General features: G+C 73.2%; 12 protein-coding genes. 4 read left to right on the top strand and 8 right to left on the bottom strand.

Annotation, left to right across the window (positions count from 1 at the left end; genetic code table 11):
• Nucleotides 1–142: 142 nt before the first annotated feature.
• A complete protein-coding gene (locus OEIGOIKO_RS30330; protein ID WP_125056709.1) occupies nt 143–760 on the top strand; it encodes a mycothiol-dependent nitroreductase Rv2466c family protein in 618 nt (205 codons plus the stop codon).
• 91 nt (nt 761–851) lie between these two features.
• Here the strand turns inward: OEIGOIKO_RS30330 and OEIGOIKO_RS30325 are convergent, their stop codons facing one another.
• Both OEIGOIKO_RS30325 and OEIGOIKO_RS30320 read right to left on the bottom strand, forming a co-directional pair.
• Nucleotides 852–1,706 carry an alpha/beta fold hydrolase gene (locus OEIGOIKO_RS30325; protein WP_125056708.1) on the bottom strand — a complete coding sequence of 285 codons (855 nt, stop codon included), beginning with the start codon at nt 1,704–1,706 and terminating at the stop codon, nt 852–854.
• A gap of 152 nt (nt 1,707–1,858) precedes the next feature.
• On the bottom strand, nt 1,859–2,563 hold the full coding sequence (locus OEIGOIKO_RS30320; protein ID WP_125056707.1) for a DUF998 domain-containing protein: 705 nt from the start codon (nt 2,561–2,563) through the stop codon (nt 1,859–1,861).
• 137 nt (nt 2,564–2,700) lie between these two features.
• Here OEIGOIKO_RS30320 and OEIGOIKO_RS30315 point away from each other — a divergent pair, with 137 nt between their 5' ends.
• Nucleotides 2,701–3,183 carry a DUF6153 family protein gene (locus OEIGOIKO_RS30315; protein ID WP_125056706.1) on the top strand — a complete coding sequence of 161 codons (483 nt, stop codon included), beginning with the start codon at nt 2,701–2,703 and terminating at the stop codon, nt 3,181–3,183.
• Nucleotides 3,184–3,280: 97 nt separating this feature from the next.
• Nucleotides 3,281–4,942 carry a multicopper oxidase family protein gene (locus OEIGOIKO_RS30310; RefSeq protein ID WP_125056705.1) on the top strand — a complete coding sequence of 554 codons (1,662 nt, stop codon included), beginning with the start codon at nt 3,281–3,283 and terminating at the stop codon, nt 4,940–4,942.
• 68 nt (nt 4,943–5,010) lie between these two features.
• Here OEIGOIKO_RS30310 and OEIGOIKO_RS30305 read toward each other — a convergent pair whose 3' ends face one another.
• Both OEIGOIKO_RS30305 and OEIGOIKO_RS30300 read right to left on the bottom strand, forming a co-directional pair.
• Nucleotides 5,011–5,874, bottom strand: coding sequence for an SCO6745 family protein (locus tag OEIGOIKO_RS30305; RefSeq protein WP_125059156.1), 864 nt, complete (start codon nt 5,872–5,874; stop codon nt 5,011–5,013).
• 32 nt (nt 5,875–5,906) lie between these two features.
• Complete coding sequence (locus OEIGOIKO_RS30300; RefSeq protein ID WP_125056704.1) at nt 5,907–6,614, bottom strand: GntR family transcriptional regulator; 708 nt, start codon at nt 6,612–6,614, stop codon at nt 5,907–5,909.
• A 397-nt stretch (nt 6,615–7,011) separates the two neighbouring features.
• Here OEIGOIKO_RS30300 and OEIGOIKO_RS30295 point away from each other — a divergent pair, with 397 nt between their 5' ends.
• Entirely contained in the window at nt 7,012–7,548 is a 537-nt protein-coding gene (locus OEIGOIKO_RS30295; protein ID WP_125056703.1) for a YbhB/YbcL family Raf kinase inhibitor-like protein, read from the top strand.
• Between the two features lie 126 nt (nt 7,549–7,674).
• Here OEIGOIKO_RS30295 and OEIGOIKO_RS30290 read toward each other — a convergent pair whose 3' ends face one another.
• The 4 genes from OEIGOIKO_RS30290 to OEIGOIKO_RS30275 form a co-directional block, all read right to left on the bottom strand.
• Nucleotides 7,675–8,895 (bottom strand): MFS transporter, encoded by a 1,221-nt coding sequence (locus OEIGOIKO_RS30290; protein WP_125056702.1) that lies wholly within the window; start codon nt 8,893–8,895, stop codon nt 7,675–7,677.
• 287 nt (nt 8,896–9,182) lie between these two features.
• Nucleotides 9,183–10,190 (bottom strand): endonuclease/exonuclease/phosphatase family protein, encoded by a 1,008-nt coding sequence (locus tag OEIGOIKO_RS30285; protein WP_371859032.1) that lies wholly within the window; start codon nt 10,188–10,190, stop codon nt 9,183–9,185.
• Between the two features lie 334 nt (nt 10,191–10,524).
• Nucleotides 10,525–11,223 carry a TetR/AcrR family transcriptional regulator gene (locus tag OEIGOIKO_RS30280; RefSeq protein ID WP_246177631.1) on the bottom strand — a complete coding sequence of 233 codons (699 nt, stop codon included), beginning with the start codon at nt 11,221–11,223 and terminating at the stop codon, nt 10,525–10,527.
• Nucleotides 11,220–12,839 (bottom strand): MFS transporter, encoded by a 1,620-nt coding sequence (locus OEIGOIKO_RS30275; RefSeq protein ID WP_125056700.1) that lies wholly within the window; start codon nt 12,837–12,839, stop codon nt 11,220–11,222. The genes OEIGOIKO_RS30280 and OEIGOIKO_RS30275 overlap by 4 nt, the downstream gene beginning before the upstream one ends.
• Between the last annotated feature and the right edge of the window lie 164 nt (nt 12,840–13,003).

Genomic DNA, 13,003 nt, shown 5'->3' with positions numbered 1-13,003 from the left:
GCCCGGGAGCGGCGGGCGGTACTCCGGGAGAGGGCGGACCGGTTCGTCCCGCTTTGTTCCAGGGGTGCCCGGGACCGTACCGCCGCGCCGGACCGGCCCTGGTCCGCGCCCCCGAGTGCCCGCCGACGGCCGAGGAGAACCCGTGAGCAAGCACTTCGACGTCACGGCCGTGACGTTCTACTTCGACTCCGCGTGCCCCTGGACCTGGCGCACCGCGCGCTGGCTGGTGGACGCCACCGAGCGCCGGGGTATCCCGCTGTCCTACCGCGCCTTCGACCTGACCGACGGGGCGCCCCTGGACGAGCTGCCCGCCAAGCGCCGCCCGGCCGCTGCCGGGAGCCGCTGCCTGCTGCGGCTGGCCGAGGCCGCGCACGCCGACGGCCGGGACACCCTGACCGGCACGGTGTATGCCGCGTACGGCGCCGCGGTGTTCGACGGCGACGCCGACCCGTCGCCGGAGCTGGCCGAACGGTGCCTGGCGGAGGCGGGCGCCGCGACCTATGCCGACGTGCTGCACGACGCCGCGCTGGACCGGCCGGTGGCCCGGGCCCGCGAGCAGGCGCAGGAGTTCTCCGGCGAGGACGCGGGCTCGCCCGTCACGGTCCTCACCACCCGCCGGGGCGAACGCGGCTTCTTCGGGCCCGTGGTGGCACCCACGCCCACCGGGGCGGAGGCCGACCGGCTGTGGGACGCGCTCGTCGGCGCCGTGTCCGTACCGCAGTTCTTCGAGCTGCGGGCGCGGCGGACGGCGAAGCCGTGAGCGCCCGCGCCCCCATCGGCCCGGTCCGGCCGGCCGGCTACTTCACGACGTAGCTCTCGATCCGGTCGATCACGACGTCGGGACGGCGGTATCAGCGTCCGCGCTGCGGATCCTCCAGGTCAGGGGTGAGCGACAGGACCGCCGTGGCCACCGCGTCCGGCGCGTCGGCCATCACCAGGTGCCCGGCCGGGGCGGCGATGGCGAAGGTGCCGCCGAGTTGCGTGGCCAGCGCCCGCTGCCGCTCCAGCCAACGCAGTTCGCGCGGCGTCTCGCTGCCGTCGTACGCCGCCAGGACCGTCACCGGCACACCCTGCAGCGGACGGTCCGGGCGCAGCGCGGCGACCTCGGCGGCCTGGTAGGCGTACGTCGCGTTCTCCAGGGCGCAGGCGCGCAGCACCCGGCTGGTGCGGTAGGCCTCGGCCTCGTAGGGATCACGCGGGTGGTCGCGCACGGTCAGGACGCGGGTGGTCAGCCGGCGCGCGGCCGGGCCGAGGGCGCGCGGCACCCCGGCCGCCGAGAGCACGGAGGCCAGGCCGCCCGCCCAGGCCGTACGGACGGTACGCGGCAGCAGCGGCCTCGGGTCCTCCTCCACGCTGCCGTCGGCCAGCACGATGCCCGCCGCGCGGTCCGGGTACAGCCGGGCGAACGCCTCGGCGTGGAAGGCGGCCAGGCTGTGGCCGACGACGGTGCACGGGCCGGGCAGCCCGAGCGTGTCCAGGACGTGCGCGATCCGGGCGGCCTCGCCCGTCGCGGTGGGCGGCTCCTGGGCGGGCGCGCTCAGCCCCAGGCCGGGCCGGTCGAAGCGGACGACCGTACGGTGCGGGGCGAGGCGGGCCGCGACCGCGTCCCAGTCGAACCAGCTCATGCCCAGCCCGCCGCTGAGCACGCACACCGGGCCGCTGCCCTCGCGCAGCAAGTGCAGCACGACGCCGTCGACGCGCAGCATGCGGCCGGGGGCGGGGCTGGGGTGGCCGGGGCCGGAGCCAAGGCCGACCCTCGGGTCTGGCTCCGGCCCTCGCCCGGGCACCGGTCCGTCCGGGAACATCTCGCTCGTGCCGTCTCGCGTGCTCTTCCGCCTCCGCCGCGCGCCGTCCCCGCTCATACCGGTTCCCCTTCCCTCCCCGTAGTGGTGCCCGCTCGCCCGACACACCACGCGAGCAGCCCGACGTACAGGGCGACGAGCAGGACCTGGAGGCGCTGGCCGACGCCCAGCGCCCAGTTGCCGTGGCCTTCGGTGAAGGCCGCGATGGAGGAGAGGGTCCAGGCGGTGGCGGCCAGTTCGGCCAGGGTCAGCCACGGCGCGACGCGGCCGAGCGGCGGCCACCAGCCGTACCGGCGGGCGGCCACGGTCAGCAGCACCAGCGCGGCCAGCGCCCCCACCATGGCCAGCGAGCTGCTGATCGCGTGCGCGGTGTGGGTGGCGGGCACCAGACCCGCGGTCTCGCGGGCCGCGCACTCAGGGTCGCTGGTCGGGGCGCAGCTCAGCGGCAGCCGGGAGTCGACGGCGGTGGCGGCGCCGAAGAGGGCGAGGGCCGCCCAGCCGGCCGTCGCCCACGGACGGCGGCGGAGGGTGAGCAGCGCGGCGACCGCGCCCGCCAGTACGAGCAGTCCGGCGAGCAGGTCCGTCGCGCGGAACAGGCCGCCGAGCGGCTGGTCGGCGGCGGCCAGTTCACTGACGTACGTCCGGACCGGGTCGAGGCCGGTGGACAGGACCACCTCCAGGACCCAGGCGGTGTACGCCACCGCACCGAGCAGGAGGAGTACGGGGGCGGCACGGCGGCTCTTGCTCGGCTGCACGGACATCCTGGAGGTCGGGCTGGGACGCCAGGGGCGCTTCGGAAGGTCAAGGATAGGCAAAGTGGGTACGGACCGGGGCACCCGGGAGCCGCATACCCCGCAGGGGTAGGGTGCTGGACAGTGGTACCGGGAGGACCGTCGACATGCCGTACGAAGTGCGAGGCCGGGGGAAGGCAGCCGCGTGGTGCGGCCGTCTGCTGCTGTTCGCCGCGCTGATCGTCGGCATCGTGGGCATGCACACGCTGGGGCACCCGGTGGGCGGGCACGGCTCGGGGCCGATGCCCTCGGCACACCAGACACACCAGCCACATCAGGCACATCAGGCACGTCATGCACCACAGACGCACCACGCACCGCAAACGCACCACGCGCTTCAGGCGCCGCAGGAAGCGCGGTACTCCTCCTCCATCGCCGACGACCACCACGCCATGAACCCCGGCGCGGTCTGCCTGGCCGTGCTCTCCCTCTGCGTACTCGTCCTCGTCCGTACGGGACGGCTGCTGGGCCGGCAGGCCGCCGACCTCCTGGCCGCCGTACGGGCCCGGCTGCTGCGCGGCCTGCGGCCCCTGCCGCCGCCGCTCCCCCGCCACAAACACCTCGCCCGGCTCTCGGTCCTGCGCGTGTAGACGCGCGGCCCGGCCGCCGACGCCTGCGCGCGTCCGCGGCCCGGCCCACGCGCGCCGACCGCAACCGTTTCCCACCATCACGAGGTGTTTTTCCACCATGCGTACGCACACCCGCCGCGCCGTACTCGGCGCGGGCATCGCGGCCGCCGGCGGCGGCCTGCTAGCCGCCTGTTCGCCGGACTCCGGCACGGACGGCACGAAGGGCGCCGGCCACTCGGGCCACGCCGGCGATCCGGCCGCGGCGCCGGAAGGTTACGTCTCCCCCGACGGCCCGGAAGCGGCCGCCGCGGAGAAGAAGCGCGGCTCCGGCCCCGTACGGAAGGTCGCGCTCACCGCCACCGCCGCCGAACTCGACCTGGGCGGCCGTACGGTCGGCAGCTGGGCGTACGGGGACGACCTGCCCGGCAAGGAAGTACGGCTCACCGCGGGCGACACCCTGGAGCTGACGCTCGCCAACCACCTGCCCGAGGCCACCTCCCTGCACTGGCACGGTCTGGCCCTGCGCAACGACATGGACGGCGTACCGGACCTGACCCAGCGCCCGGTGAGGGCGGGCGGCTCGTTCACGTACCGCTTCGCCGTCAGCCACCCCGGTACGTACTGGTTCCACCCGCACTCGGGCGTGCAGCAGGACCGCGGCCTGTACGCGCCGCTGATCGTCGAGGACCCGAAGGAGCCCCTCGCGTACGACAAGGAGTGGGTGGTCGTCCTGGACGACTGGGTCGACGGGGTGGACGGCAGCACGCCGGACGCGGTGCTGGCCGAACTCCGCAAGGGCATGGGCGGGATGGACCACGGGTCCGGGTCCGGGTCCGGGTCCGATTCCGGGGGTATGGACCACGGAGGGATGGACCACGGCGGTTCCGGCTCCGGGGGCATGGACCACGGGGCGCACTCCATGGGCGGCCGCGCGGCGCCGTCCCCCACCGGCCCCTCCCGCATGCTGATGGGCGCCACCAGCAAGCTGCTGGGCGGCGACGCGGGCGACGTGGACTACCCGTATCACCTGGTCAACGGCCGTACGCCGCAGGATCCGCAGACCTTCCGCGCGCGGCCCGGCGACCGGGTCCGCATCCGCTTCGTCAACGCAGGCGGCGACACCGCGTACCGCGTCGCGCTCGGCGGCCACACCATGACGGTGACGCACACCGACGGCTACCCCGTCACCCACGCCCCGACGGACGCCCTGCTGCTCGGCATGGGCGAGCGCTACGACGTGGTGGTCACGGTCAAGGACGGCGTCTTCCCGCTGACCGCGCTCGCCGAGGGCAAGAAGCGGACCGCGCTGGCCGTGCTGCGCACCGGCGGCGGGGCGGCGCCCGAGGAGTCCGTACGGCCGAAGGAGCTGGACGGGCGGTTGCTGACGGCCGACCGGCTGAAGGCCGACGGGCCGGTGCGGCTGGCGTCGCGCGAGCCGGACCGGACCATCCGGTTCGACCTCACCGGCTCGATGGCGAAGTACGACTGGGCCGTCAACGGCAAGAAGTACGCGCCGGACCAGCGCTATCCGGTACGGGCCGGGGAACGCGTACGGCTGTCGTTCCGCAACAACACCACCATGTGGCACCCGATGCACCTGCACGGGCACACCTTCGCGCTGCCGGACGGCGGCCCGCGCAAGGACACCGCGATCGTGCTGCCGGGCCGCCGGCTGGACGTCGATCTCGACGCCGACAACCCCGGCCTGTGGATGCTGCACTGCCACAACGTCTACCACGCGGAATCCGGGATGATGACGGTCCTCGGCTACCAGAAGTAGGCGGTACGGGAGCGGGGCCGGCCGTCCGGTGACCGGCCCCGCTCGCGCTCACCCCGCGCTCACGCACCTCACCCCTTGCCGAACGCGTGCGCGGGGAAGGCGCCCGCGGCCCTCAGCGCCTTGGCGAAACCGTCGGCCAGCTCGGTCAGCCGCGCGGTGGCGGCCGGGCCGAGGTGGTCGTACGGAGCCGCGTCCAGGCGGTCGGTGAGGGCTTCCGCCTCCCCGCGCAGGGCTGTGCCCGACTCCGTGAGGTCCCCCGCCCCGTCCAGCAGGCCGCGCTCGCGCAACCCGTCCCGGGCGGCCGCCCACTGCTCGGCCGACCAGCCGCGGGTCTGCATGAAGAGCGCCGATGTCGGCGCCGTACCGGTGGCGTTGTGCAGCACCAGCGCCTCGATCCCGGACAGGCCGGCCATCGTCAGGGCGACGAGGTGGCCGTCACCCCGGTGCTCGCGCAGCAGCGTCGCGGCGTGCCACAGGGCCAGGTGCGGCTCCTCGGGTACGGGAAGTCCGGCATTGGCGGCGTACAGCGGCCGTGCCTCGCGGCGGCACGCCTCGGTGGCGCGCAACGCCAGTCCGGCGGCCTCGGCCATGTCCCGTGACGCGCAGGCGTCCTCGCCGAGCAGCCGCCGCAGCGCCTTGTCCATGCCGCGCTGCCGGGCCGCGACCACTGCCTCAGGGGTGGTGACCGTCCAGGCGGCGGGGATGTACCGCCGTACGTGCTCGTGACTGAAGTTGTAGAACGTCGCCGTGACGGTGCCCGCGTCGACCGTTCCGAGCGGGGCGGCGCGGCCCGCGTAGTAGGTCATGGGCCCGCGTTCCAGCCCGAGCGCCGCGAGTTCGTCCTGGTGCTCCGGCGCGAAGTACCCGCAGACGTGCAGGGGGGAAACGGCGTGGTGGCAGCGGCGGCCCGCGCTCGCCTCGTACGCGGTCATAGCGGTGATAGCAGTCATCGCAGTCATCGCGGTCATGCCGTGGGTCCGTCCTGTCCGTCGTGGAAGCGGCCGGACAGTCCGGCCGCGGTCCGGGTGAGGTGGTGGGTCAGTACCTCGGCGGCGGTGTCGGCGTCGCGGGCCAGCGCCGCCTCCTCCAGGCGCCGGTGTTCCTCGGCGCCGTTCCGGCCGGGGTTGCGGTGCGCCGACCAGCGGCGGGCCAGTTCGCTCGCGGTCCACATCCGGTCGAAGGTCTCCAGCAGGGCGGGGTTGCCGCACCCTTCCAGCAGGGTGCGGTGGAAGACCCGGTGCGCTTCGGACCATGCGGCGCTGTAGTACTCGCCCTCCTCCGGCACGTACGCCGGGGTACGGGCCAGACGGTGGTGGGCGGCCCGTACGCGGGACTCCCAGTCGAGGTCGCCGCGCTCGACGGACAGGCGCAGCACCGCCGGTTCGACGGTCCGGCGCGCTTCCGCGATCTCCTGCCAGCGACGGTCGGAGAAGGCCGGGACGGCGAAACCGCGGTTGGGCAGCCGGTCGGCGAGGCCGTCGCCGACCACGCGCACGAGCGCCTCGCGTACGACGGCCAGGCTCACGCTCAGTTCCCTGGCGAGGTCCTGCGGCTTGAGGGGGTCGCCGGGGGCGTGGTCTCCGCGCATGATCGCGTCCCGCAGGTGGGCGTAGACCTGCTCGGAAAGCATCCGCTTGCCCGGCGCGACCGGGCCGGGGGGCGTGTGATTCATGGACTCATCATAGATCAAACCTTGGATAATCGATTATCGGTGCTATGGTCGATTCATCGGCGGGCGAGGGGAGCCAAGCCGCCGACACCGCGAGAACACCGCGGACACCGCAGAACCTCGGGTGGCCTGGCGTGACTGCGCTTGGCCTCGCGTGACTGCGCTTGGCCTCGGGTGATTTCGCTTGGCCACGAGTGGCCTCGCGTGCACTCGCTGCGGTCACGGGGCTCCCGCGTGGTCTCGCTGCGGCCACGAGAGCTCTCGCGTGGTCGTACCGCGGCCTCACGTCGGCCTCGGCCTCGGCCTCCCCGGCCCTTCAGCGACCACCACCCCTCGCCACCGCCTTCGCACCAGCACCTCCGCACCACCACCCACAGCACGGCCCGAAAGGAACAACGCGTTGCGCGCCAACGACCCCTTCGCCCGCCTCCCCGAGGCGGCTTCCTTCACCGTCACGAGCACCACCGTCACCGACGGCGCCGCCTGGGCGCCCGAGCAGCACTCCTCCGGCGTCCCCGGCGGGAAGGACCGTTCCCCGCAGCTGTCCTGGAGCGGCGCCCCGGAAGGCACCAAGAGCTACGCCGTCACCGTCTACGACCCCGACGCCCCCACCGGGTCCGGGTTCTGGCACTGGGCGGTCGCCGACCTGCCCGCCACCGTCACCGAGCTGCCCGAAGGCGCCGGCGACGACACCGGCTCGGGCCTGCCCGAGGGTGCCTACCAGCTGCCCAACGACGCCCGCGCCGCCCGCTACATAGGGGCCGCCCCGCCCGCCGGGCACGGACCGCACCGTTACTTCGTCGTGGTGCACGCCCTCGACGTCGAGTCCATCGGCGTCCCGGCCGACGCCACCCCGGCCGTCCTCGGCTTCACCATGTCCGGCCACACCCTCGGCCGTGCGGTTCTGACCGCCACCGCCGAAACCCCCGCCGCCTGACACTCCGCACCCGGAACAACGCGAGCGGCCCGACAAGAGCGGCCCGGCAAGAGGGGCGCAACAAGAGCGGCCCCCGGCCACAGTCGTGGTCGGGGGCCGCTCGCGCGACGGTGCGGCGGGGCCGGGTCAGTTCACCCGGTCCGGCAGTTCCGCCGGTACGTCGTCGGCGTCCGCGCTGCTCGCGACGATGCGCGAGGAGCCGGGGCCGCCGCGGTCGAGCAGTCCGGCGGTCACCGCGATGCCCAGGCCGATGACGGCCAGCACCGCGCCGACCAGCGCCGGGGAGGTCCAGCCCCAGCCCGCCGCGATGGCCACGCCGCCGACCCAGGCGCCGCCCGCGTTGGCCAGGTTGAACGCCGAGTGGTTGGAGGCCGAGGCCAGGGTCGGCGCGTGCTGGGCCTTCTTCATGACCAGCATCTGCAGCGGCGTGGTGGTCATGAAGCCGACCGCGCCCAGGACGACGACGCAGACCAGGGCCGCCCACTTGACGTGCACCGCGTAGGTGAAGACCACGAGGGTCACGGCGAGAGCGCCGAGCGCCCCGTACAGCGTGGGCCGCAGCGCGCGGTCGGTCAGCGGGCCCGCGGCCAGGGCACCCAGCGTCATACCTGCGCCGAAGAGCGCCAGGACCAGCGGGACGGACCCCTCGGCGAAGCCGGAGACCTCGGTCATCATCGAGGCGAGGTAGCTGTAGACGGCGAACACGCCGGCGAAGCCGAAGACCGCGGTGACCAGGCCGAGGACGACCTGCCGGTTGCCCATGGCGCGGATCTCGTGGGCCACGCCGCCGTGCTCCGCGCGCGGCATGTGCGGCACGAGGCGGGCCAGCGCGGCCATCGCGACCAGGCCGATGGCGGCCACGACCAGGAAGGTCGCGCGCCAGCCGAGGTGCTGGCCGAGCAGGGTCGCGGCGGGTACGCCGACGATGTTGGCGACGGTCAGGCCGAGGAACATGGTGGCCACCGCGCGGGCCTGCCGGCCCTCCTTGACCAGCCGGGCGGCGACCACCGCGCCGACTCCGAAGAACGCGCCGTGCGGGAGCCCGGCGAGCAGCCGGCCGGCGATCAGCAGACCGAAGTTGGGCGCCAGCGCCGAGGCCAGGTTGCCCACGGTGAAGACGGCCATCAGCAGCAGGAGCATCCGCTTGCGCGGGATGCGCGACCCGAGGGCGGTCAGCAGCGGAGCGCCGATGACGACGCCGAGGGCGTAGGCGGAGACGAGATAGCCGGCCGTGGGCACGGACGTACCCAGATCGCCCGCGACATTGGGCAGCAGGCCCATCATCACGAACTCAGTAGTGCCGATGCCGAAGGCGGAGACGGCCAGCGCGAGCAGCGCCAGGGGCATGAGAGACCTTTCGAAAACGGGGCGTACGGTCCCGGGCACGGTGGTGCTGCGGTGCGCTGGGGCACCGGAGTACCGGAGCGGTCCGTGCGGGCGCGCGGGGCGCCGGGGGTTCCGTACGGCGTACGCGGCTGGATGTCCGTAAGTTCTTCTACGGAACAAAGTCTCTCAGCCCATTCATTCCGACGGGAGAACGGAATGTTACGGAGGAGCGGCGACGGACGGCAGCGGCGCCCCGGTGGAGCGGGAAGAGCCTGCTCCGCCGGGGCGCCGCGGCCGGCCGGGCTTTGTCAGATCTTGACCGAAGCGGCGAGCGGAAGGTGATCACTGCCGGTCCGGGGCAGCGACCAGGAGGAGACCGGGTCGATCCCCTTCATCATGATCTGGTCGATCCGCGCCATCGGGAAGCCGGCCGGCCAGCTGAAGCCGAAGCCGTCGCCCGCCGCGCCCTGGGCCGAGCGCATCTGCGAGGTGACCGGGGCCAGCGAACGGTCGTTCATGGTGCCGTTGAGGTCGCCGAGCAGGATGACCTGCCCGATGCTCTCCTTGGAGATCGCCTCGCCGAGGGCGGCCGCGCTGTCGTCCCGCTGGTTGGCGGTGAACCCCGCGTTGAGCTTGACCCGTACCGACGGCAGGTGCGCGACGTAGAAGGCGACCTGCCGGCCGTCGGGCGCCTTGACGGTGGCGCGCAGCGCGCGGGTCCAGCCCATCTTGATGTTCACGGGCGCGGCGTCGGAGATCGGGTGCTTGCTCCACAGTCCGACCGTGCCCTGCACCGTGCGGTACGGATACGTCTTGGCCAGCCCTTCCTTGTACTTGGGCAGCGCGTCACCGGTCAGCTCCTCCAGGGCCACCACGTCCGCGCCGGACTTCACGATGTCCCTGGCCGTGCCCGCCGGGTCGGGGTTGTCGGCGTCGACGTTGTGGGTGGCGACGGTCAGATTGCCGCCGGTGCCCTTCTTGTCCGTGACCTGCCCGCCGAAGAGGCTGACCCAGACGACGGCGGGCAGCAGCAGTGCGACGACCGCCGTCGTGGAACGCCGCAGCACGGCGGCGATCAGCAATACCGGGACACCCAGCAGCCCGAGCCACGGCAGGAACGTCTCCAGCAGACTGCCGAGGTTGCCGACGGTGTTGGGGACGTGCGCGTGCACGATCATCAGCAGCCCGAGCAGGACCGCCAGCACCGCCAGCACGATGCCCCGCCGCCACATGCCCTCCGGGCGCCACCAGTCGCGCAGGCGCCGCGCTCCGGAGGCGGCCCGCTCAGGGTCTTGGCCCTGCCCCGACTCCGTCATGTATGCCTGCGCCATGCCGCTGCCCTCACTGCCTTGCTCCGTACGCCCCACCTGTGATCTCCGACCCTAGGCGATGGCCCGTAATGCGTTTTCTTAGAAGTGGAGACGGCGCGCTGACGGCTCGGGGTTCCTGCTACAGAGGCTGCGGCGGGGGCTGTGACAGAACGGGCATAGTCCCGTCATGGAGCGGTCAGGTGATGTGCCTTTTGCGACTGCTTGTCGCTCGATGGGGCACGGTCCTCCGCCGGTTGACGACCGGACCTCTCCGACGCCGGGCCACGGGCGGGCGCCCGGGCGTGCACCCGAACCAGGCGTCCGGCGGCCCCCCGTCCCGTCAGACCCGCGGCCGGACGCCCTCCAGCACCGTGTCGACGATCTCCTCGGCCAGCCCCTCCGGCAGGTCCGCCCACTCGTGCAGCACGGCCCGGGACAGCACCGGCCCGACGAAGAGGTCGGCGAGCAGGTCGATGTCCCGGTCCGTACGCACCTCACCGCACTCCCTGCCGCGCCGCAGCACGGACAGCAGCACCTCGCGGCGGGCCTGCACCACCGTCTCGTGGTACTCCCGCCAGAGCGCGGGCTGCGCCTTGACGTGCGTGACGACGGTGCGCAGCAGTGCCGAGTTGCGCTTGGCCAGGCCGCGGATGCGCAGGAACTCGATGATGCCCACGAGGTCGTCGCGTACGGACACCCCGGCCGGCGGCGGGATGTCCGTGTCCAGCGAGCGCATCACGTCCAGCATCAGGGCGCTCTTGCCCGGCCAGCGCCGGTAGACGGTGGCCTTGCCGACCCCCGCCTCGCGGGCGATGCGCTCCATCGACAGTTCCCCGATGGAGACACCGTCCTCGATCATGCGCAGTACGGCTTCGATGATCGCAGTGTCGGCGGCGGGACTGCGGGGGCGCCCGCGGCGGGGGTCCGGGGCGGCCGCGGCGGGCGGCGGGCCGTCCGCCCGGCCCGTCGTGTCCGTCGCCGCCGTGTCCGCCCCCGCCGCGTGCGTCCCCCTCGCGTCCGTCGCCGCCGTCCCGCTCATGCCCGTGCTCCCGCCTTTGCCCGCTCCGCCCGGTCCGTACCGCGCGTGCCGTTCCCCATCCTGCCGGGCAGGAAGGCCCCGACCACCACGGCGCCGACGATGGCGACGGCGGCGGAGCCGAGCGCGGTGACGTGCATGGCGTGGATGAACGCGGTGTTCGCCTCGTCGGTCAGCGCCTTGCCCGCCGGGCCCAGGTGCCGGGCCAGGCCGAGCGTCGCCTCGATGGACTCGCCCGCCGCGTGCCGGGCGCCGTCCGACAGGCCGGGGACGGCCCGCAGCGTCCCGTCGATGCCGTCGCGGTAGACCGTGGACAGCAGCGAGCCCAGTACGGCGACGCCGAGCGTGCCGCCGACCTGCCGGAACGTGTTGTTGAGCGCCGATCCGGAACCCGCCTTCTCGCGCGGCAGCGCCTGCATGATCGATACCGTGACCGGCGGCATGATGTGCGCCGTGCCGGTGCCCTGGACGAAGAAGAGCACCTCCAGCACCCAGATCGGGGTGTCCGCGTCCAGCAGCAGGAAGCCGGACATGCTGACGGCGACCAGCAGCATCCCGGCCGTGCAGACGACGCGCGAGCCGAAGCGGTCGACGACGTGCCGGGCCCGCGGCGAGAAGATCATCTGGGAGACGGCCAGCGGCAGGATCAGCAGGCCCGCCTGGAGCGGGGTGAAGCCGCGCACGCTCTGGACGTAGAAGACGATGAAGAACGTGACGCCCATCAGCGCGAAGAAGACCAGCGCGATGGCGCCGACGGCGGCGGAGAAGGCCGGTTTGCGGAAGAGATTGACATCGATCGACGGGTGATCGATGCGCTTCTCGTACAGCACGAAACCGACCAGGACGAGCAGTCCGCCCAGGACCGTGCCCAGCACCTGCGGATCGGTGAAGTCGGCGAGCTGGCCGCCCTTGATGATCCCGTACACCAGCAGCACCAGGCCGACGACCGAGAGCAGCACGCCGACCGGGTCCAGCTTGCCCGGCCGGGGGTCCTTGGAGTCGGGCACCAGGAGGATCATCGCGACCAGTGCGACGAGCACGATCGGAACGTTCACCAGGAAGACCGAACCCCACCAGAAGTGGTCCAGCAGCAGACCGCCCGCGATCGGCCCGATCGCGATGGCCAGGCCCACGCCGCCCGCCCAGATGCCGATCGCCCTGGGCTGCTCGTCCCGCTCGAAGACGTTCATCAGGACGGCGAGGGTGGACGGCATCACGAAGGCGCCGCCCAGGCCCATCACGGCCCGGAAGGCGATGAGCTGGCCGGGGGACGCGGCGACGGCGGCCAGCACCGAGCCGGCGCCGAACACCAGCAGACCGAAGAGCAGCACTCTCTTGCGGCCCAGCCGGTCACCGAGCAGGCCGGAGGTGAACAGCAGCCCCGCGAAGACCAGCGTGTAGGAGTTGATCGCCCACTCCAGCTGGCTCTGGGTGGCGCCGAGGCCGGTGGGGGCCGGGGTGGCGATCGTCTTCATCGCCACGTTGAGGATCGAGTTGTCCAGCACCACGATCAGCAGGCTGAGCATCAGGACGGACAGGATCACCCAGCGACGACGGTGGATGTGTTCGGGTACGTGCCGGGGCGCGTCGGCTATGCCGGAGGTCGGTGAGCTGGCCATGGCCACCACCCTACGCCGATTCCGATACGGGCCCGTTCCGTATCGCCGGGGCTCCGTGGCACCCCTTCGACGCTCCTCCGCCACCCCTTCCACTCCCCCCGCGGCACGTGCCAGCATGGAAGGGAGTCCGGAGACGCCGTCAGGGCGCTTCGAGATGACGAACA

The sequence above is a fragment of the Streptomyces paromomycinus genome (assembly GCF_003865155.1).
Taxonomy (GTDB): Bacteria; Actinomycetota; Actinomycetes; order Streptomycetales; family Streptomycetaceae; genus Streptomyces; species Streptomyces chrestomyceticus.
Note: the sequence above shows the minus strand (reverse complement) of the source record. Positions and strands in the feature narration are given on the sequence as shown.